The 20,522-nt window shown below is 49.9% G+C and carries 17 protein-coding genes; 3 read left to right on the forward strand and 14 right to left on the reverse strand.

The annotated features are described in order from the left end of the window. Window positions 1-40 precede the first annotated feature (40 nt). The 13 genes from ACXAFQ_RS18200 to ACXAFQ_RS18260 form a co-directional block, all read right to left on the reverse strand. Window positions 41-1,039, reverse strand: a complete 999-nt coding sequence (locus tag ACXAFQ_RS18200) for a 4-hydroxyproline epimerase (RefSeq protein ID WP_474824821.1) — start codon at window positions 1,037-1,039, stop codon at window positions 41-43. Window positions 1,040-1,046: 7 nt separating this feature from the next. Next, on the reverse strand, window positions 1,047-1,955 hold the full coding sequence (locus ACXAFQ_RS18205; RefSeq protein WP_070125874.1) for a dihydrodipicolinate synthase family protein: 909 nt from the start codon (window positions 1,953-1,955) through the stop codon (window positions 1,047-1,049). A gap of 74 nt (window positions 1,956-2,029) precedes the next feature. After that, entirely contained in the window at window positions 2,030-3,277 is a 1,248-nt protein-coding gene (locus ACXAFQ_RS18210; RefSeq protein WP_474824822.1) for an NAD(P)/FAD-dependent oxidoreductase, read from the reverse strand. A gap of 135 nt (window positions 3,278-3,412) precedes the next feature. Continuing rightward, a complete protein-coding gene (locus tag ACXAFQ_RS18215) occupies window positions 3,413-4,057 on the reverse strand; it encodes a GntR family transcriptional regulator (RefSeq protein ID WP_474824823.1) in 645 nt (214 codons plus the stop codon). A gap of 150 nt (window positions 4,058-4,207) precedes the next feature. Beyond that, the gene (locus ACXAFQ_RS18220; protein WP_474824824.1) at window positions 4,208-6,490 is read right to left on the reverse strand and encodes a DPP IV N-terminal domain-containing protein; all 2,283 of its coding nucleotides are present in this window, start codon (window positions 6,488-6,490) and stop codon (window positions 4,208-4,210) included. 19 nt (window positions 6,491-6,509) lie between these two features. Then, on the reverse strand, window positions 6,510-7,949 hold the full coding sequence (nhaC, locus tag ACXAFQ_RS18225) for a Na+/H+ antiporter NhaC (protein WP_474824825.1): 1,440 nt from the start codon (window positions 7,947-7,949) through the stop codon (window positions 6,510-6,512). 34 nt (window positions 7,950-7,983) lie between these two features. After that, window positions 7,984-9,696: a DUF885 family protein gene (locus ACXAFQ_RS18230; protein ID WP_474824826.1), complete on the reverse strand. Its 1,713-nt coding sequence runs from the start codon at window positions 9,694-9,696 to the stop codon at window positions 7,984-7,986. Window positions 9,697-9,818: 122 nt separating this feature from the next. Continuing rightward, window positions 9,819-11,222, reverse strand: coding sequence for an ABC transporter ATP-binding protein (locus ACXAFQ_RS18235; RefSeq protein ID WP_474824827.1), 1,404 nt, complete (start codon window positions 11,220-11,222; stop codon window positions 9,819-9,821). Next, on the reverse strand, window positions 11,222-12,016 hold the full coding sequence (locus tag ACXAFQ_RS18240) for an ABC transporter permease (RefSeq protein ID WP_474824828.1): 795 nt from the start codon (window positions 12,014-12,016) through the stop codon (window positions 11,222-11,224). The genes ACXAFQ_RS18235 and ACXAFQ_RS18240 overlap by 1 nt, the downstream gene beginning before the upstream one ends. Then, a complete protein-coding gene (locus ACXAFQ_RS18245) occupies window positions 12,013-12,954 on the reverse strand; it encodes an ABC transporter permease (protein WP_474824829.1) in 942 nt (313 codons plus the stop codon). Before ACXAFQ_RS18245 ends, ACXAFQ_RS18240 begins: the two co-directional genes overlap by 4 nt. Next, window positions 12,951-14,498, reverse strand: coding sequence for an ABC transporter substrate-binding protein (locus ACXAFQ_RS18250; RefSeq protein ID WP_474824830.1), 1,548 nt, complete (start codon window positions 14,496-14,498; stop codon window positions 12,951-12,953). Before ACXAFQ_RS18250 ends, ACXAFQ_RS18245 begins: the two co-directional genes overlap by 4 nt. Before the next feature lie 163 nt (window positions 14,499-14,661). Then, the gene (locus tag ACXAFQ_RS18255) at window positions 14,662-15,297 is read right to left on the reverse strand and encodes a class GN sortase (RefSeq protein WP_474824831.1); all 636 of its coding nucleotides are present in this window, start codon (window positions 15,295-15,297) and stop codon (window positions 14,662-14,664) included. Beyond that, the gene (locus ACXAFQ_RS18260) at window positions 15,290-17,413 is read right to left on the reverse strand and encodes a marine proteobacterial sortase target protein (protein WP_474824832.1); all 2,124 of its coding nucleotides are present in this window, start codon (window positions 17,411-17,413) and stop codon (window positions 15,290-15,292) included. The genes ACXAFQ_RS18255 and ACXAFQ_RS18260 overlap by 8 nt, the downstream gene beginning before the upstream one ends. 184 nt (window positions 17,414-17,597) lie before the next feature. On the opposite strand from ACXAFQ_RS18260, the gene ACXAFQ_RS18265 reads away from it, so the two are divergent. Both ACXAFQ_RS18265 and ACXAFQ_RS18270 read left to right on the forward strand, forming a co-directional pair. Beyond that, the gene (locus ACXAFQ_RS18265) at window positions 17,598-17,984 is read left to right on the forward strand and encodes a YbaN family protein (protein WP_139139010.1); all 387 of its coding nucleotides are present in this window, start codon (window positions 17,598-17,600) and stop codon (window positions 17,982-17,984) included. A 2-nt stretch (window positions 17,985-17,986) separates the two neighbouring features. After that, on the forward strand, window positions 17,987-18,610 hold the full coding sequence (locus ACXAFQ_RS18270) for a DNA-J related domain-containing protein (protein WP_474824833.1): 624 nt from the start codon (window positions 17,987-17,989) through the stop codon (window positions 18,608-18,610). Window positions 18,611-18,637: 27 nt separating this feature from the next. Here the strand turns inward: ACXAFQ_RS18270 and ACXAFQ_RS18275 are convergent, their stop codons facing one another. Next, window positions 18,638-19,261, reverse strand: a complete 624-nt coding sequence (locus ACXAFQ_RS18275; protein ID WP_474824834.1) for a TetR family transcriptional regulator — start codon at window positions 19,259-19,261, stop codon at window positions 18,638-18,640. A gap of 111 nt (window positions 19,262-19,372) precedes the next feature. Between ACXAFQ_RS18275 and ACXAFQ_RS18280 the strand changes: the two genes are divergently transcribed. Continuing rightward, window positions 19,373-20,515, forward strand: a complete 1,143-nt coding sequence (locus ACXAFQ_RS18280; RefSeq protein ID WP_474824835.1) for an efflux RND transporter periplasmic adaptor subunit — start codon at window positions 19,373-19,375, stop codon at window positions 20,513-20,515. The last annotated feature ends 7 nt before the right edge of the window (window positions 20,516-20,522 follow it).

A 20,522-nucleotide genomic window follows, 5' to 3' on the forward strand; every position in this document is an offset into this window, starting at 1 on the left:
ATCTTCTCTCTTCGTTATGAATAAATGAGTGTGTTATCGCTTAGATAATCTGAAAGCCTTGTGGAAACGGCTCGTCATCGTCTATCCAAATCTGGTTAAATCCAGTGGTGTAAGCTGTGCCCTGGATAGACGGGGTAATTGCGGGAAGGTCGCCTAACGTGGTGACTTCCTCGACCTTGCCGATGAAACGGCTTTTGATATAACTTTCATGTACAAAGGTGTCGCCTGCGTTCAGCCTGCCTTGTGCGGCAAGATGCGCCATTCGTGCCGAGGTGCCGGTACCACAGGGGCTGCGATCGATGGCTTTGTCGCCATAGAACACGGCATTACGACCGTGGGCGTCTGTGGAAGACGGTGTATCTGCCCACAACACGTGACTGACACCGTTAATTGATGGATTCAGCGGATGAACCGGCTGATACTGCTCGCGCACGGCTGTACGGATTTTTGGACTGTATTCAAGGATCTGTGCCGCACTAAGCGAATCCAGCCCTGCGTAATTACCTTGTGGTTCAACAATGGCGTAATAGTTACCACCGTATGCCACATCGACTTTTAAGGTGCCGAGACCCGCCACATCAATAATGATATTTTCTCTGGCCAGATAGCTAGTAACGTTGCGAAGCTTTACCCAAAGTACTTTCTGGCCTTTCATCTCGTATTCGACATGAATCAAACCGGCAGGCGCTTCCATTACCAGTTTACCCGGTGTTTTCGGCGTGATCAGACCGTGTTCTAAGCCGAAGGTAATAATGCCAATAGACCCGTGGCCGCACATAGGCAGGCAGCCACTGGTTTCTATGAAAATCACACCAAAATCTGCATCAGGATGGGCCGGTGGATAGATGAATCCACCTGACATCATGTCGTGACCACGGGGTTCGAACATCATGCCCAGGCGGATCCAATCGAAATCCTGCATAAAATGCTGTCGCATTTCGCTCAGGCTTTCGCCCTTGAGCTGCGGATGACCGCCGGTGATCAACCTTACCGGATTACCGGCAGTATGACCGTCGATACAAAAGAAGGTGTGACGCATTTAGCACTTATCCTTGTTGAGTGGGACGAGTAGCAGCTGCTTTCTCGACCATATCAATCACAGCCTGGCGGCGAGCACCGGCCAGTGGCATCCGAGGCATACGTACACGCTCGCTACCGCGGCCCATGATCTCTTCTGCCAGTTTGATGGCCTGAACCAAATCATGGCCGGCATCCAGGTGAAGCAGCGGCATAAACCAGCGGTAAATTTCCAGCGCGCGTTTCATGTCGCCGTTTTCAAACGCTTTTACCAGTTCAACCGATTCCTGAGGGAATGCTGACGTTAAACCTGAAATCCAGGCGCATGCACCCAGCATAAGTCCTTCCAGTGCCACATCGTCCAGACCAGCCAGCACTTTAAAGCGATCGCCGTAGGCATTGATCAAATCAGTAAAGCGACGGGTATCCGAGGCACTTTCTTTGATGGCTACGATGTTGTCTACATCGCGTAACTTTTCTAACGAGTCCAGGCTCATGTTTACGCGGTACGACGTAGGATTGTTATACAACATGATGGGTAAAGAGGTCTCTGCAGCTACCGCACGGAAGTGGGCAACCAACTCATCTTCGGTCGGTACGTAAACCATACCTGGCAGCAGCATCAGTGCATCAACACCGGCTTTCTCGGCATCCTGCGCGAATTTAATGGCATTGGCGGTGGTGAATTCAGACACACCCGCAATGATTGGTGCCGAACCTTTTACTTCTGCGGCTGACGCAATCACTTTACGTTTTTCTTCTGCACTCAGTGAGTTGTTCTCACCGCAAGTACCAATAATAACCAAGCCATTTACGCCGTCATTAAGCAGGTTTTCAAAGCCTTTTTGGGTGGCATCGAAATCGATATTTAACTCTTTATCGAATTGGGTTGTGGCCGCCGGGAATACGCCGGTCCATTGTGAATCTTGCATTGCCATTAGTTTATATCCTGTCTACTGATTTATCGTAGATGTTATATAGTATACGATATAAAAACAACCCATTGATCTGATTAATTCGTTCGGCGGATCTTAAATCGCTCAATATCAAAGGGTTTCTGCTCGCTTTCGCTATGGTTGCCAGTGATCATTGCTGCCAGTTTTTCGCCGGTAATGGCGCCTAAGGTGAGTCCGAGGTGCTGGTGGCCAAACGCATAGTAGAGGTTACTGGCGCGTTGGCTTTTTCCTATTGCAGGGAGATAATCGGGTAACGTGGGGCGAGCACCCATCCACTTTTTTGCGTCGTCACCAATGGGCAGACCAAGTGCTTTGCAATGTTCGAGCAGTCGTTGCCATTTGCGTTCGTCTGCTGGTGCATCCAAGTCGCTGAACTCAACAAAACTGCAGGCTCGCAAGGTATTGGCGAAGCGCGTAACAATCATTGAGCGGTCTTCAAAGACCAGTGGCGGGGTGTTTGATGGCCACATTTCTTCAGTGCAAGATACTTCCAGGTGATAGCCACGTTCGGCAATTAACGGCACGTTAGGATAAATATGCCGAAGCAAACGCCCTGAAGCTGCGCCAGCACACATCACTACCGCATCAAAGTCGCCCTCGAAAGCGGGTATCTCTGCTTTCCCGTTGGCTTGCGTTAACGGCGAAATAGCACGATTTTTCCAGTTGCCGCCATTATCGATAATCGCCTTTTTTAGGGTATCTGCCAGAAGCGGTAAGTTTGTAATTCGGCCGGTTCCACTAAAAGCAATTCCGTTTTCTACGTGCGTATGGGTTCGCTGCCGGACTAATTCCATCTGGCTGGGGGCGAGGGCGGTAAACTGCGTATTACCGGTGTTAGAGCCGGACCAATGACGGCTAGCCGCGGTTGCAGAGCCGGCAGATTCCCACACAACCCAGTGTCCGGTGCCTTGATATAAATCGGGCACACGCGCACGGGTTGTCAGCGCTAGCCAGCTTGCTTCAGCCTGATTAACCAGTGAAGCCAGTGCTTCGGTACCGGCCTTGAAGCGTGAAGGCGATGATGCGCGAAGATAGCGCCAAACCCAGCTTGCTACGCCCGGCGAAAACAAGTTGAAATCCAGTGCACCACCTACTCTGAAAAGACGTTTGGGAGCAGTACGAATAGAGGCGTATGAAGAAAGCGGGGTGACCTGTTCAACGGCTATATGCCCGGCATTGTTCCACGAGGGGGCGGTCAATTCCTGACTACTGTCAAAAACCGTTACCTGATAACCCTGCTCTGACAGCACAAAGGCGCTGATTCGACCAATAATACCACCGCCAATAATTGCGACAGACTTCATAGGACCTCTGATTGGATATTGTAGATTGTATACTATATAAAATCATTGCGAGGCGGGCAATAGCGTGCAAACGTTGAATGACATTCGAGGTGATTGAATCAGAAGACATAAAAAAACCGGCAGATGCCGGTTTCTTCAGGAGGGAATTTGCTCGCGTAAGTCTTCGAGCGTGCCTTTGGTATGTGCTTTAAGCAGCTTTTTGACTGCTTTGCCATCTCTTGCCATCCAGGCATCAAAAATTTCCTGGTGCTCTCGAAACGCATTTGCTTCGCGGTTGGGCGGTTCTAAATGCATGCGAACGTAACGCTCGCTGAGCAAATGCAGCCGTTCTAACAGCACCTGTGTGACAGGTTTGTCCGGCATTTCAGTGAGTGCAAGGTGAAAAGCGCTGTTAACAGTAACCGCCTCTGGAGAGCATTCATCGGCATGGTTTTGCAAGTCGATAAAGATCTCTTTTACCTTTTCGCGTTGCTCATCAGAGGCCTTTTTGCACGCTTCAGATGCGGCGTCTGGCTCGAGACTCAGTCGCAAATCAAACACATCTTCGGCTTCGTTTACCGTTAATGGGCGAACCAGAAAGCCACGATTGGGATGAGAAATTAATAATCCATCATGTTCCAGGCGGGTAAGTGCTTCCCGAAGTGGGATTTTACTTACGCCTAATGTCTGAGAAAGTGCGTCCTGCCTGATTGGTTTATCCGGCTGCATATCATTTGAGAGAATACGTTCTCGTATGATCTCATAGGCTTGCTCGGAAAGCGTTTTAACAACGATAGCCATTTATTTTTATCACTCCTTTTCTGACCGGATTAGGCAGGTCAGTTGGCCAGGGAATTTAGCATTAACGCATACAGTATAACATTTACCTGTCTAAGGGCGCATCCTGCGGCGAAATAAAAATCTCCCAGCCATAGCTCAGACTGAAGCGGATTATGGTTTATTCCAGTTAGGTGTGCGCTGCTGCTTCATCTTTTCGACAAAAAACGCAAATTGACGACGCTGCGCATAATCCACCGGCCCGGTTGAACGCCCAGCCGAGTGCTCACCGTTAGGAATGACCAGCAAGTCGAAGTCTTTGCCTGCTTTTATCAGAGCATTAACCACCTGCATAGAAGAAGCCGGGTCAACGTTACTGTCTTGCTCACCCACGATGATAAAGATATCGCCAGTCATATTGGCCGCATGCTCGGTGCCAGATGAGGCCACATAGCTTTCATCAACCGGGTAGCCAAGCCATTGTTCATTCCAGCCAATTTTGTCCATGCGGTTATCAAAGCATCCGGCGAAAGCGACGCCTGTGCTGTAAAACTCAGGATGGAAAACCAGCGCACCCAGAGTGCTTTGGCCTCCCGCTGAACCGCCGTAAATACCCACACCGCTTGAAATGTCATACCAGGGATATTTTTCTGCGGCCGCTTTGTGCCAAAGAATGCGATCAGGGAAACCCGAGTCACCCAGGTTTTTCCAGGCTACATCGTGAAAGGCTTTTGAGCGGTTCGCGGTGCCCATGCCGTCCATCTGCACCACTATGAACCCAAGGTTGGCCAGTGCCTGCATGCCGATCATCTTATCGCCGCCGGAGTGATAACCGAATGGCCAGAACGACTTGGGTACAAAGCTGTCGTGAGGGCCGGCGTAGATATTCTCGATAACCGGATACGTTTTATTGGGGTCGAAGTTCTGAGGTTTGACAATTAAGCCCCAGATATCGGATTTTCCATCACGGGCTTTTGCCACAAAGGTTTGTGGAAACTGAAAGCCTGCATCCAGTAGTTCGCTGATATCTGCTTCGGCTACTGTACGGATTGGCGTGGCATCGCCCGTTTTATATAGCTTAGTGATATTGGGCAAATCGACTCGTGAGTAAATGTCGATGTAATATTGCATGTCGTCGGAAAAAGAAACCTCGTGATTCGCCTTTTCTGGCGTAAGTGCGACTAGGTCGGTGCCATCAAAGTTTATCCGGTAGTAGTGTATGAAGTACGGATCTTCATCTTTATTCATACCATTAGCAGAGAAATAAATCTGACGATTTTCTTCATCCACTTTCTGCACTTCGCGTACGACAAATTCCCCTTCAGTGATTTGCTGTTTCACTTCGCCGGTTTCACCATTAATCAGGTACAAATGAGCCCAGCCATCACGTTCCGAACGCCAGATGATTTCCTTACCGGCGTTGTCTACATCGTGGAAAAAGCCGGTCCAGCCGTATATGAAAGTCTCGGCTGTTTCGCTGACCATGGCATGTACGGCGCCGTTGCTACGATCCATTTGCAGCATTTCTTCCCGCTGGTGGCCGCGCTGCAGGTAACGAACAATGATGCTGTCACTTTTTTTATGCCAACCGTAGATACTCATTTCGTATGCACCGGGAATGCGATCGGGGGCGATACTAAATTGTTTTTTAGCATTTAAATCAATAATGACGGGTTGATCGAAATCTACCTTGTCGCCAGGTTTTGGGTAGAGCTGGGTAACGACTTTGGGTTGCACCTGATCTTCGGGAGAAGACACTACTCTGGTTACGTAGCGAGGCTCACCAGGAACCACTTTCATGGTGCTCAGTGCCTGGCCATCGGGGGAAAAGCTAATAGAGTCGATGTCATAAAAATTATCTTTCACGCCATCGGTGGTGCGGTATACCTGATTACCGTTGGTGTCGGTAATCAGCAGGTTGTAGCCGTCCTCGGTAACGTTCAATTCTCCATTCTCAGAGGTTATCACGGCGTCGGCCCGACTTACCCGCAAATCACGGACAACCCCAAAACCCCGGGGGCGGGCATCGCCAAAGGAACGCTCAGCGCAATGCATGGTGGCCAGTTCGCATTCCCAGGGCTCGTAGTGTAAGGAAAACTGAATGGCGGTTTCGTCGTGGTTAAATCGGAAGGTTTCAAACGGCAACATTAAGGCTGACATCTCTTCACCGGAGGCCTTACTGAGTGCTTGCGCTAATGCTTCCTGATCGAATGCGGGGCGGATTTTTCCCGTTTCAGCATGTTGAACAAAGTAACCAAAGCCTCCCTCAACGGACTGACGGTAGGCAAATTCATGTTTGTTGTTCAGCCACGAAACAGGAAACATCAGATCCCGGGTTTTGGTGATCCAGTTTTCACGTAGTTTTACCGATGCATCAAAATCACTTTTTGTTAGCGGGGCGGCGGTAACACTGAGTGTTAGAGAAATGGCAAACGTTGCCCCGAATAGCTTTTTCATGGGTTCGTCCTTGTCTTAATTATTTTGACGAGCTTTGTAGTTCATTTACTGTACCTGGTGCTTCAGGTTGTTGTTTTTGTTGTTGGTCTTTAGCAAAACTGAACCAGTTAGCATAACCGTAAAACACGGAAATAATCAAAACAGCAAAGTGATACCACAAGAAAGGTAAATAGCTGGTGGTAGCGACGCCCAGGGTGGTTGCCATAAACACGCCCCCATCTGTCCACGGCACCATCGGTGTAGTGAGTGTGCCGCCCGCTTCGGTATTGCGCGATAATACACGGCGATCAACCCCCATTTTGTCGTAGTTCTTACCGGTTAGTGCGGTTGCGGTGATCAGTGACACATAGGCTGCGCCACCCAATACGTTGCCCAGAAAACCCGCGAACAACGTAGAAACGCCGAGTCGGCCGGTGTTGGTTGCCCAACGTTCAAGGCCCGCTGAAATGCTCGACAGCACACCGGTTACCTCCATCAAGCCACCTAACCCCAGCGCCAGCATAACCAGTAAAATCACTTCCAGCATAGACGTAATGCCGCCGCGGTTAAGCAAAATATTAATGAAGTCCATATCAGAGTTGATGTGGTTGCCACTGTAGAGAGTAGAAATGGCGCTGATTGCATCCATGCCTTCGAACATGATGGCCCAAACCACGCCGAGCACTGCACCGAAAAAAATGACGGGTACCGATGGAAGCTTCATGATTAATAAAGCAACGACTGCAGCGGCGGGTAACAACATATACCATGCAATGGTGTACTCGGCGGCGATGGCGTTCATGACCTGCTGCGCCTGTGCCGTGCTGCCATCATGGGCAAGAACATATCCTGCTATGAGGAACAGCAAACCGGCAATGATAAACGCAGGCACACTGACATACAGCATCGAGCGAATGTGAGAAGTGAGCGGCACTCTGCATAAGGATGCAGTCATTACGGTAGTATCTGACAGTGGGGAAAGTTTGTCGCCCACATAAGCACCACAAATTGCAGCGCCAGCGACCAAAGGTAATGGCAAGCCAAATCCTGCGCCAATACCTATCATGGCAATCCCCGCGGTACCAATGGTACCGAACGACGTGCCTGTCGCCAGAGACGTCACCGCGCAAATAATGAAAGCGGCCAAAAGGAAAATGTGCGGATTCATTATCGATAAACCCGAATAGATGATGTTCGGCACAATACCGCCTGCCATCCAGCTACCAATGAGCGCGCCTACCGCCACCAGCACCAGAATGGCTTCCATACCGTGGCCAATCCCTTTACAGAGACCGGCCTGCATCTGCTCGTAGCTGAGTCCCAGCCGTTTCCCCATGGCAATAATTATGAACCACGCGGTAATCAACGCCAATTGAATGGGCAGGGCGAGAACCTGAACAAACAGAAAAATCGCGCCAATTATACCAGCTGCTATGACCACAATTTCCATAATGGTCGGGAGTCGGTGAGACTGCTGCATAGACACCTCTTATTGTTATTATTAATAGGGGATTTTATTTGTCATCACTGGTGAAACTGGTCGAAAAGCGCCACTGCGTTTCGTAATCACGATCAAAATCCTTTTCTTGAATCAGCAAACGCAATACCTCTATGGGCATTGTGTTTTCTTGCATCACCCGGTCGTGGAACTGCTTTTCTGTCCAGCCTTTGGCGAGCATTTCGTTACGCAAAGCATTGAATTGCAAGCCACCAATCATATATGCCAGTTGATAAAGAGGGACATAGTTAGTGGCAAATGAACGTCGCACTTCTGCCTCTGCATTAGCGTACTCATGACCCACTTCATTTACCAGCATATCAATGGCTTGCTGAGGCGTTATCTCTCCAAGATGATATTGCAGTGAGAACATGATTCTGGCACAGCGGTGAATTCGCCAGAATAGCATGCCCATTTTTTGCTCTGGCGTGGTAGCAAAATCTTTATCCCACAAGATAATTTCCCAGTACAGTGCCCATCCTTCGGTCCAGAAAGGGTTGCGGAAAGCCTCTCGATAAGGCTTATGGCGCTGATTCATAAAGAATTGCAGGTTGTGGCCCGGCAGTAGCTCATGCTGAACGGTTGGGTACGAGAAGTTTGGATTATTCCCGCGCATGCTCATGAGTTTGTCGGCATGGGTCATTCCTTCGGTAGGGTACGAGATACTGATATTCCGTCCACCGGTGAAGAACGGATTAACCTTCTGGCGTTCCGGCGTCATCATAATCATCCGCCAGGTTTCTTTTGCCAGTGGTGGTAGGGTGATCAGATCCCGGTCTTCAACGAATTTTACCGAATGCTCAAGCAAGTCATTGATGGTTTTCGGTTGTTCACCAGGCGGCACATAGGTGTCTTTCACGGCCTCGAGTGCGGCCTTCCAGTCATCGCCGTAGCCCATTTCCCGGGATGCCAGAATCATTTGCTCTTTGCACCAGTCAAATTGCTCTTTAGCAATGTTAATCAGGTCTTCAGGGTCGTAAGCGATAAAAGAGGCGCGAAGCTGGTCGATAAGAGCTTGCTTGCCAATGGGGTTGCCAATAATGCCGCTGCCATCATCCTTTGTGGTATCGCTGGTGTAGTTATCAGCCAGAAAAGTGGCGTAACTGTCGAGGTTGCTAATGAGATCGTTGATGGGGGTTTCCATCCACCAGGTAAATTGCGGGTCGTAATCGTTGTAAAAGTGAATCGCTTCTTCGAGCCCGCTCTTAAGGTCGAGAATAACCTTCGCGGCTTTATCAGCCTTCTGCCAATCGCTATAAGGTGACTTTTCCTGTTTTTCCTTCTGGGAATTTATGGCCTGTACTGCATCGGCGAAGTCGGCGGCCAGTTGTTTAGCATCCGGTCTTGCGCCTCGTCGGCGGGCATCGATAAATGCATACAGTGGTGAGGCAAAGTTTGCGACGGCGGCAACGTCCTGATATCCCTTGTAAGCCTTTTTTGTGCTTATGAGTAGATCTTTGACTTTTGCGTTAAGCAGCAAATAGTCGACTTTGGCTTCTTGATCCATTTCATCAAATGAAAGGTCTTCCAGTTTCGCCTGCCAATCCTGAAGCAGAGCCAATTCACGCTGATAAAAACTGGCTTTTTCATGTACGCGGTAAAAATTGCTTATAGCGCGTTGGTCTGCCTGAAAGGCACTTACGGTATCTCCCATATCGCTGGCTTGTGCCAGGCTAGAGAAAAGGGCAGCAGTACACGCTGCTATAAGAGTTCGCTTCAACTTTACCACGGTATATCCTTGGTTAATTATTATGGGATAAATAATACCGTATACTATATATTGTTTTGGCGCAACATGGGCCGGGTTTAGAAAAGTGTAGTTAACCGTGGAGAACCGTTACTTAACCGGATTCAGGCTTTGTGCGATAAATCCGAGAACGCAATTACCCTATCGCAGACGTTATTTAACTGATGAACATCATGACTGATAAACAGTAAGGCGCAATGCATTTCTCTGGCTTTAGCGATGAGCAAGCGGGTAACTTTCTCAGCTGTGATAGGGTCAAGTCGGGAGGTGGGCTCGTCAGCCACCAGAAATTGAGGTTTCAGTAGCATCGCTCTTAGTAGTGCAATGCGCTGTAGCTCGCCGCCGCTTACTTCAGTGGCAGTGCGATCAAGTAAACCGGGGGGCAGGCCAAGCTCTAGGGCCAGTTCATCCAGTGGTGGCGGACTCAGATTGTGTAGTCGAATAATATCGTGCAGTAGCCTACGTAACGTCGCCTCTTCACAGAAAGCCGAAGGGGGATCCTGGTAGAGTTTCAGTTTTTCATGCCGTGCCAGCGGTTGATGAAAATAGATTTCTCCGCTTATGGGGAGCAAACCCAGCAGAGCATCGGCAAGGGAAGATTTTCCGCTGCCACTGTCGCCATATAACCCGACAATTTCTCCTGCGCCTATTTCAAGATTGACCTGTTCGAGTAGCGTCTGGTTGCCTCTTGTAAGCGTAAGGTTTTTTACAGTTATCAGCGGAGAGCAAGTGGTTGTCGACTGCTCTCTGCGCGGCCAGTTTTCCGGCGCCGCGTTAATAAGTGCTCTGGCATAGGCGGAATCTGGCTGCGAGCAAATTTTCTCAGCCTCTCCGCTTTCAACTACCACACCTTTTTGCATAACCAGGGTTTTACCGCCCAAGGCTTTGGCAACCTGTACATCGTGAGTGATGGTAAGCAAACACCCCTTTGCTTTACGGGCTTTAAGTAACGCAATAATGTCATCTTTTCGGACGGTATCGAGCCCCTTGGTGGGCTCATCGGCAAGAACAATATCTGCCCCTGTGGCCGCGGAACAGGCTATGGCCGTGCGCTGCGCCATGCCACCTGAAAGTTGAGCGGGGACTTTTTGCGCATGTTGCTCTAGCCCGACCTTTGCCAATAATTGACGGGTATCTTCGCTAGCTGTAGCTGATGTGGCGCGCTTCACATAGCGAAATACTTCGGCAATCTGATGCTTTATTTTCATCAGTGGGCTGAGTGCCCGCCAAGGTTCCTGTGGCAGCATGACTATGGTTGTTCCCCATAGGGAAGCCGCCTCTGACGCTGGCATTTCCAGCATTTCTTTACCATCGACTTTAACCGAACCTGACACGGTTAGCATGGGCGGTAATTTCCCCAGAATAGCCAATGCCAGAAGACTTTTCCCTGAGCCGGTTTCACCCAGAATGGTTAGCGATTCATTCTCCGATACGGAAAGTGACAAGTTGTCTATGATCGCGCCTTCTGACGAGTGAATAGTGAGATTCATAACTTCAATGCGCTTCATTAGCGTGATTTCCCTGCCAGCAAATGAAAGCCAAGTACAATCAGAAACAACAGACTTATTGGTTCTAACAGCAACCAGGGCGCTTCGTGGTAGTACGGGAATAATTCAACAATCATCAGGCCAAGTTCCGGTGTGGGTGGTTTTAAGCCTACATAAACAAAACCCACAGATGACATGGCTACCACCGAGGTTGCAGCACCAAACGCTGCCAGGGAGAATACATCGGCTTTTAATGCAGGCCAGATATGGCGGCGAAACAAGTAGAATTTGCTAAACCCCATCAGCATCGAAGACTGTAATGCCGGACTGGCTACCTGATTCAACGCAATTGCCCGCACCAAACGGAAGTATTCCACCCAGAGCACCAATGAAATGGCCAGATAAATCATCACAAAGGAGCCGGGGACGACGGCGGCAAACACTAAAATTAGCACCAGTCCTGGTAACGCCAAAATGGTGTTAGCGAAAAAATTTAGCAGGTTGTCGAACCAGCCTCCGCGCCAGGCGGCTGCGACACCAGCAAGTACGCCAAGCACCGCAGAGGTGACAACGCAAATCAGGGATAGCGTGAAGGAAATACGTAATCCGCCTGCCAGTCGGGCAAACATGTTGCGGCCGAACTGGTCTCGCCCCAGCGGTGCTTGCCAGTCTGGTGATGCAAATGCTTGCGCAAGAAATTGCTGGTTGCCATCTATTGAGAACAGCAACATTTCAGCCGCTGCAAACAGGGCAAGACAACCTAAAATGATTGCACCTGCGCGTTGCTGCGTAGACAGTTTGGCAAAGAAGGTCATGACTGGACCTCCTGTTGTCTGGGGTCGAGCAGGTAATAGCTTACGTCTACCAGTGTATTAATGAGTACAAATAAGAACCCCATTACCAGTGCTGTGCCTTGCAACATGGGAATGTCTCTGGCGAAAACCGCGTGGGAAAGGCCGTGTCCGATCCCCGGCCAGGCAAACAGGCTTTCTATCATGATCACGCCTTCAATCAGGCCAATGAGCTGAATGCCCATAAATGCCAGGGCTGGCAGCAAAATGTTTGGCAGAGCATGGCGAACAAATGCGCGACGGGATGAAAGACCTTTGATTCGGGAGAACTCGAACCACGCTGACTTCACCGCGGCGTGGGTACTGTTGCGGACAACCCGGCTGGATACCGCCGCCAGGCTGATCGCCAGCGTAAGTACGGGTAAAATTGCGTAAGGCACACCACCGTACCCGGCCACGGGAAACCAGTTCAGTTCCATAGCAAACAGAAAAATCAGTAAGAGCCCCAGGCAAAATACAGGCTGAGAACGCACAAAGGTCGACATGGTTAGAGAGGCTCTGTCCCATCCGCTGTCGGCTTTAACACCACAGAACATGCCCAGTGGAAACGCAATCAATGCCGCCACCACAATAGCGCATCCGGCCAGTACCAGGGTGAAGCTAAGCTGATTTTGTAACTCAACAATAATGGGGGCGCCGGATACCAGGCTGTTGCCTAAATCTAACGAAAGTAAATCCCAGAGCCAGTGCAGATATTGCTGAAACGCGGGTTTATCCAGCCCCAATTCTGCCGACACGGCGTTCGCCGCAGCCGTGCTTACGGCGTCATCGCCGTAGCGCCCGGCGGCAATTTTGTAAGCCATATCTCCTGGTAACAAACGCACTAGAATAAAAGTAAGGGTACCCACACTCCACATCATTAAAACGGCCTGGAGCAGGCGATTCAACAAAATGCGCTTCACGGCTCGCTCCTGATTTGTAGGTCAGAAATGCGAAATGAACGCTCGTAGGGGTCGAAGCTAAAGTGTTGCAAGCGGTCCGATACCGCTGAATGTTGCATGTAATACACCACAGGAATGAGCGGGAGGTCGTCATTTATAGTGCGAATAACGTCACGGGCCTGAGTCGGAAGTGAGGCCTCGCTGGTTTCCCGGCCTATTTGCTCAATGCGTGAAAAGAGTGATGGGTTTTGCCAATTCATCGGCCCCCATTCACCACCTTGCTCGCTGGTAAAGTCGGCCAGGAGTATGCCGAGAGGATCGGGAATATTGGCGAAATTACGGGCCATTAATGCAGTTTGTAAGGTGCCGTCGGTGTGACCTGAAGGAATAGCGCTGGAGTTTTCCATATGCACATTAAGTTTCACACCTGCCTGTGCCCATTGATCCTGAATCGCAGTGGCGATGATGATGAGTTCAGGGCGGTTAGCGTAAGTGATCATGTTCATCTCCAGCGGCTTGCCGTTACGATAACGTACGCCGTCGTTGGCGAGTTGCCAACCAGCCTGTTCGAGCAGCGCGTTCGCCTGCTTTAAAGATTGCGAAGGGGGAGGTAAATCATCCATATGCCAAACGCCCATGCCAGGGCCAAATAGCTGATTGGCCTCAATGCCGGGAACACGCAAAATACCGCTGGCGATACCTGTGCGGTCGAGCGCCAGACTTAATGCCTGACGCACGGACTTATCCGCCAGTATTGGATCATCCAGATTCAGTTTAATCAGTGTGGTGCGGGGAATGAGTTCGCTGAACACTGACACTGAGTCGTCTGACTTCAGCATTTCCACCGCGGCAGGGTCGAGATTATAAACAATATCCGCCTGACCAGTTTTTACCATCAGAGCCCGCGTTTCAGAACGGTGGCCAGTAATGTATTCCACTTTTTTAATTGTGCCGGGGCGTCCCCAGTAGTCGTCAAACCTAACCGTTGAAATGTTGTGGGGAGGCTGGAAGTCAGTAATTTTATAGGGCCCGGTGCCAATGAGCGCCGTCATGCGGTTAAATTTCCCGAACGAGGCCGGTGATAAAATGGCCATGGTGTAATTAGACATCAAAGACGGAAATGGTCGATAGTGCTGACTGAGTGTAAATACAACGGTATTGGCGTCTGGAATGGTGATGTCTTTTACTAAACTGGCGTCGAAAGGCACTGGTTTCCCAAATGCGACGGTAAGACTTTTGCGCACAACTTCGGCATCCATTGTGCTGCCGTCGTGGAACGTTACGCCCTCGCGCAGGTGAAACGTCCATTCGCTAAAGTCATCATTACTCTGCCAATCCGTCGCCAAACCGGGTCGTAGCGTACCGTCATCATTTACATCAACGAGTGTTTCAATAACCTGCATGCGAGAGAAGATGTAACCTGAACTGGCAGGATCGTAATTAACTGGCTCAAAAGGACCGCTAATGACTATTTTGTCCGGCGAGCGCGGTGGCGTGCATGCAGTAAGCGAGAGCAAAGTGGTAAACACAATAACGATAAGGCGAAAAGAAAATAGGGCTGGCAAACTGGGCATTCCAAACATTGAAGCGAGAAAAAATCACCGCGGAGTATGACAAATCCGCGGCGTTAAACCCAGTATGCAGCCGTTCAACGTGTTGTGCTATGGGGTGGAATACGTAGGATTAATGCATCGTAAAGTGTGCCATCACATTTCCTCACCGCCAGAACTACATGCGTAACCTGGCTATTTGTCTGTCCCGCTCCGACGCGGGAGGTATCGGCAGACCGACGACGATATAACGTTTCGTGGGGTTCGGTGCCATGCTGTTAAAGGGATAACAGGTGATAAGCTGCACTTCGTTAGATGCTGGGTCAATCACCCAGGGAGCACTGTCGATGTCTACAATGCGGGTGTCAGCAACACGATAGTGCTGCCAGCGCCCGTTTTTCTGTTGAACGTTAAATACTTCGCCAATAGCGACGTGCTCCAGAAATCGAAAATGGGTGTCACGGTGAGCACTGAAAACCTGGGTTCCCTGCTCGCCGGGTAAGGCAGTACCATCGAGGTGTCCGGGGCCAAACGCCAGGCTGCTGCCGTGGCTGCCAGCCAGCGCATATAATTTCTCATTTTGCGATGGAAAGTGAATGGCTGCCACCGGCCAGGTGTCTGCCCATGCCCAGGGTTTCTGTTCTGCGCCGGTTTCAAGCGTGTCTTCCCAGGCTCCTTTAATTAGCACTTGAGCAACAACGGCTTTGCCTGATATCCATAAACTGTCGCCAAAACACAGCAGAGCTGCCGCTATGAAGATGGCTGACATCAGGCCCGAAGGCGTGGCCTTGCCAGCAAATGGCAACCTAATCATGGCGATGTCTCCACTGAACCAGCAGAATTCCCAGGCCAGCCAGCAAACAAAGCGCGCCTATCCATAGCATCAGTTGTGCCCGGGTTGCCGTGCGCGGGTAGGCCAACTGCTGCCCTTGCGCGAGCATGTTGGGAACAACAGCGCGCAAAGGAGGGCGCAATACACCGTCTTTTCTGGCTATTTGTGTATCTACCGCAACAAAAGCGGTGAAGCGGGAAAGCAGTCGATGGGTTAACGCGACATCAATGATCTGCGATTTGACGGTATCTTCGCTGAATTCTCCGTTGCGTCCAAGATCTTCAATATGCGCAATTTTCTTTCTTGCCCAGCGAGCACCAATCCCGTTGGTGTTGGTGACCTGCTCGCTGCTTACTGAACGCCGCCACGCCTGGGAAGCGGTCTCGCCGGATACGGTTACCGTGTTTGGCATATTGCTAAGTCGCGCAAAAGATAACACAGGCTCATCGCGATACAAATCCGGTACATTGGCCGGAAACACCTCAGCGTCCTGAGGCCAGCCAATACTGATGTTCTTAGCCACACTACCGTTCAATCGGTCGAATAAACGGTTCATACGTTGGCTCACTTCAGACACGTCGCCAATATATTCAAATGTGCCCCGTCCATATTCTGCGGCTTTTGTCATGAAGTAGCTGTTCGGTGCTGAACCGATACCCACGGTAAACAAACGCTTTTGTTTAGCTTGCGCTTTTATCTGTGAGAACAAAGCGCTTTCATTACCCACTGCACCGTCGGTAATAAATACCACCTGCTGCAAACGCTCCGGTTCGTCAGATTGCATAAAGGCGGCAGAAAGTGCCGGTGCCATTTGCGTACCGCCTTCGGCTTGCAGTGCGGCAATCCAGCCTTTGGCCATGCGAGTGGTGGCTTCGTCGGCCAATTGCGGCGAGGCAAACATAGACAGGGGACGGTCGTTAAATGCGATCACGTTAAAGCGGTCGTTTATCGTTAACTTGCTAACCGCTAATTGAAGACTGGCCTTGGCCTGCACGATGGATTGCCCCTGCATTGAGCCAGACGTGTCGATAATGAAAATGATGTCTCTGGACAGTGCTTGCAGCTGGGTACGTTGCGGAGGCAATACCATTAACATGGCGTATTTTTCGTTACCCAATTGCTGTTGGAACAAGGCGGCAGTGGGGGAGGCGGAAGCAACCGGTGACCACTGCAACACGAAGTCGCGGTCCATTTCACTTTGTCCCTCTTTTAAGTAGATATGATGACCTTCGGCTTCTTTGCGGATATCTAGTCGATGATACAGAGCGTCAATACGAGCAAGTTCGAGACCTGCCTGAAGAGATACGGTTAACGACAGTGGGTTGCTGTGGCCTGATGACTTGGTAGCAATGGGTGGTGTAATTAGCGGCGCGTCATCCACTTCATCGGTAGCCAATGCCCAACCTGCAAATCCGGATAGCTGTGAATTCACTACCTCAACGGGGGTATCTGCCAGTTGCAGTGGCATGCCTGGAATATAACGGGGCGTTAACGTGGTGGGCAGACGCCAGCTGAAATTACCTCGCTGAAAACGGGCTATATCCAAAAAACGGAGTGTGACTTCAATGTCTTCACCAGGAGGAATATTGCCAATACGTTGGGTAAACAAATTTGGCCGTTGTTGTTCGGTCAGTGCCGCCCGGCGACCTTCTTTCACGGCTTTCTCGAAAATTTTTCGGGCATCGGCACGTTCTTTGATTTCGCCTTTGATTATGCGTTCGCCAATGCGAATGGTCATGTCGTTCACGGCTGCATTTTCTGGCAAGGGAAAGGTATAAACGCCGTTCACCCATTCATCGGAGCGATTTTTAAACCGCTGGTGATAAGTGACATCTACCAGTAGCCCATTTATTTTAATGTCGGCATGGGTTTTCAGGTGCAGTACATCTGCTCTCAGGCCATTATCGCTATGCGCTGCAAGCGCACCCGCTTCAACAACTTGGGCGGTCTGCGGATCACCTTCTGCCTTCGCATATAAGGCGGCTATTGCTGTGCTCAGGCCCACTAATAGCAGAACCAGGAAGCGCCTCAATACGGCAGGTTTGCGCTTAGGGTAGGGGTCGAAGATAAGGTCTCTGGGGATCCGTTTTTTAATCATGTGTGTGATTCCTTGGCTGATGTCATGCCATTTCAGCAAAGGATTCTGGCGATGCCAGCGAACAGTTATGGCGAACAGGAAATGAATTAAGGCGAATTATGGAGTAAAGTGAATAGCAGACTCATTGTTATCGTATTATCGGCTACCAGCTTCCATGACCCCGTCCCAAAAACCTAAAAGCAGTATGATTACAGCACCTTATCGCTGGTTGTTAATGCTGGGAGCAGGGATCAGCCTTACTCTAGGCTTTATTGGCGTGGTGGTGCCGGGCATGCCAACCACCGTTTTTGTGCTCATTGCAGCCTGGTTGGCTGCCAGAAGTTCGCCATCTTTGGCACATTGGCTGGATAACCATAAAGTCACCGGGCCGATAATTCATCACTGGCGTAATGGGCGTTGCATGCCGCGACGGGCGAAATATGCCGCAGCTATCGGGATGTCGATATCTGCTGTCATTATGGCGTTCAGCAGTACGCCAACCTGGGTGATGGTTGGAACTGACATTGTTATGCTGACAGTCCTTATCTGGTTATGGCGATTACCGGAGCCACCGCCGGCAACCGGCAGCTAACAATGAGTACCAACCGCTCTCATAACGCCCCTGCTTTGCGGGCGCTGTACCAGGCGCTTGAGTCTATGGAGGCGGATTTTCGCAATGGCATCAGCGAATACACATTGATATCAAGGTTGCAAAACCCCCCGTTTGAACTGTTAGACGAGCAAGCACTGCGAGACAACCTGTTGTTGTTTCAATGTCATTTCGTGCTGTTCAATTTGCTGTATACCCTTCAGGTGCAATGGGCCAAGGAAGGGAAAGGCTGGTTGGACATTCTGGCTACCAATATTGTGTTGCTGCCCGCACAGGATCTTTCAAACCGTCTCACGCTTCCTGATCCACTTAGAGTCTACTATCTCGACTGGAATAATCTGGATGCCACCCAGCGTGAGGATGTCGACGAACTGATTGCGGGTTTCTGGGTGAAAATGGGGAGGGCTGCTACCCCGGTTGTTACTTCGGGCGAAATGGCAAAAGCCAGAGCATTATTGGAAATAAGCGAGGAAACCGTTCTCGACAGAACACTAGTGAAAAAGCACTATCGTCGTCTGCAGCACCTTCATCACCCCGACAAAGGTGGAGACAACACCCATTCCCGTCAATTGGTATGGGCTTATGAAATGCTCATCAGCCAGTGCTGAACGTCGTATTGAATAGGTTGCTCTGACCTATGAATGCGAAGGCGTGCGCAATCCACCAAAGTAAATCTTCATAATAATGGGGGCACGCCTTTGCATGTCGAATTCTTCCGGCGCTTCTAAGTATTCGTGTAATACACCGCGCATGAAACAGCTCATCGCAATCGTGTAATCTTCAGCGCTAATATCATCGGCAATGTGACCCAATTTAATAGCGCGTTTGTAATAACCTGCGAAGGCTTGCATTTTTATCGCTTTCGCTTTGACTTGTTCTTCCTGGCGGCATTTCAGCTCGCCACTGTAATCACATTTTAACAAGAAAAGCGTAAGTGCTTTACGTTGCTGAATATCTCTGTCGAGTTCTAAAAAAATATTGGTACAAAGCTCCTGTAATTGGCCGACAGGATTCGGGTGTTCAGCTTCCAAACCTTCCATGATTCGTTCAATGAATGGAGTATGTAGACTGTCGTGAAGCGCGTCGAAGATCTCCATTTTGTTTTTGAAGTGCCAATAAACGGCACCCCTTGTTACTTCTGCTCTGCGCGCAATTTCTTCAAGGGATGCTTTGGCAACGCCACGCTCTGAAAAGACGTCCACGGCCGCTTTTAAAATGGCCTGTTTAGTGAGTTCGGCATCTTCTTTTGTTCTGCGCATAGGATTCTCCGCGAGATTGACAACATACATACAAGAACGTATCTTTAAGAAAGTAAACTTTTATTGCACAATTGTCCAGCCTTTCAGGCTGAATCAGGAAGACTCACTGTTATGAAAAAACTTTTGTTATCTACCGTCACGGCTATCGCTCTGGCTATTGTCGGTGGCTGTTCGGATCAGGGTGAACAACAGGCTGCACAGGCAGGTGCAGGTCAGCAACCGGCACCCACAGTTTCAGTAGTCACTGTGCAAAATCAGCCTGTTGAACATCTGGTCACGCTTCCTGGTCGTGTTAGCCCTATGCAGCAATCGCAAGTACGTCCGCAGGTTGAAGGTGTACTTACCGAGCGTCTGTTTGAAGAAGGGGCACTGGTAGAAAAAGGTCAGCAGCTTTATCAAATTGATGACGCCCGCTATGCCGCTCAATTAGCCAGCGCCAAAGCTGATCTCAAAAGTGCAGAAGCCAACCTGAAAACGTTAGAAGCGCGCTCTAATCGTTACAAAGATCTATTGACCCGTAACGCAGTAAGTCAGCAGGAATATGATGATGCGCTGGCACAAGCTCAACAAGCCGAGGCGCAGATTAGCGTAGCCCAGGCAGCGGTAGATCTGGCTCAGGTTGATCTTGATTTTACGAAGGTTTATGCGCCGATTAGTGGTCAGATAAGCCGCAGTTATGTCACCGTTGGTTCACTGGTTACCGCTAGCCAAACCCAACAACTGGCAACGATTACCCAGTTAGATCCGGTGTTTGTCGATATGCAACAAAGCGGTAAGGGCGTACTTACACTACGCAGAGCCATGCAGCAAAACGGCTCGCTTCCGGTAAAACTTATCCTTGATGAAATCACTGGCGAATCTTACGAACACGACGGCAAACTCAAGTTTTCTGAGGTGACGGTAGATGAAACTACCGGTGCGGTAGCCCTTCGTGCTGAATTCCCTAACCCCGATTCTCTGTTAATGCCTGGCTTATTTGTTAAGGCCACGGTAATGCTGGGTAATTCTAATGAATTACTGGTTCCTCAGCGTGCTACTACCCGTCAGCCAGATGGTTCGATTGGTATTATGACGGTAAATGGCGAAAGCAAAGTTGTGCCCAAAACGATTGTTGTGGGTGATACCTACAAAGATCAATACATCGTGAAGTCTGGTCTCAATAGCGGTGAGAAAGTCATCGTAACCGGATACCAGAAAGTGCAGCCCGACATGCAGGTAAATGCAAAACCCTGGCAGTCACAGAACAATCAGTAATCGCGAT

Source organism: Alteromonas sp. ABH2_165 (assembly GCF_056159945.1).

Coding starts and splice junctions, on each gene's coding strand:
- ACXAFQ_RS18200 (WP_474824821.1), bottom strand. CDS start 1,039: ATGCGTCACACCTTCTTTTGTATCGACGGTCATACTGCCGGTAATCCG.
- ACXAFQ_RS18205 (WP_070125874.1), bottom strand. CDS start 1,955: ATGGCAATGCAAGATTCACAATGGACCGGCGTATTCCCGGCGGCCACA.
- ACXAFQ_RS18210 (WP_474824822.1), bottom strand. CDS start 3,277: ATGAAGTCTGTCGCAATTATTGGCGGTGGTATTATTGGTCGAATCAGC.
- ACXAFQ_RS18215 (WP_474824823.1), bottom strand. CDS start 4,057: ATGGCTATCGTTGTTAAAACGCTTTCCGAGCAAGCCTATGAGATCATA.
- ACXAFQ_RS18220 (WP_474824824.1), bottom strand. CDS start 6,490: ATGAAAAAGCTATTCGGGGCAACGTTTGCCATTTCTCTAACACTCAGT.
- nhaC (WP_474824825.1), bottom strand. CDS start 7,949: ATGCAGCAGTCTCACCGACTCCCGACCATTATGGAAATTGTGGTCATA.
- ACXAFQ_RS18235 (WP_474824827.1), bottom strand. CDS start 11,222: ATGAAGCGCATTGAAGTTATGAATCTCACTATTCACTCGTCAGAAGGC.
- ACXAFQ_RS18240 (WP_474824828.1), bottom strand. CDS start 12,016: ATGACCTTCTTTGCCAAACTGTCTACGCAGCAACGCGCAGGTGCAATC.
- ACXAFQ_RS18255 (WP_474824831.1), bottom strand. CDS start 15,297: ATGATTAGGTTGCCATTTGCTGGCAAGGCCACGCCTTCGGGCCTGATG.
- ACXAFQ_RS18260 (WP_474824832.1), bottom strand. CDS start 17,413: ATGATTAAAAAACGGATCCCCAGAGACCTTATCTTCGACCCCTACCCT.
- ACXAFQ_RS18265 (WP_139139010.1), top strand. CDS start 17,598: ATGATTACAGCACCTTATCGCTGGTTGTTAATGCTGGGAGCAGGGATC.
- ACXAFQ_RS18270 (WP_474824833.1), top strand. CDS start 17,987: ATGAGTACCAACCGCTCTCATAACGCCCCTGCTTTGCGGGCGCTGTAC.
- ACXAFQ_RS18275 (WP_474824834.1), bottom strand. CDS start 19,261: ATGCGCAGAACAAAAGAAGATGCCGAACTCACTAAACAGGCCATTTTA.
- ACXAFQ_RS18280 (WP_474824835.1), top strand. CDS start 19,373: ATGAAAAAACTTTTGTTATCTACCGTCACGGCTATCGCTCTGGCTATT.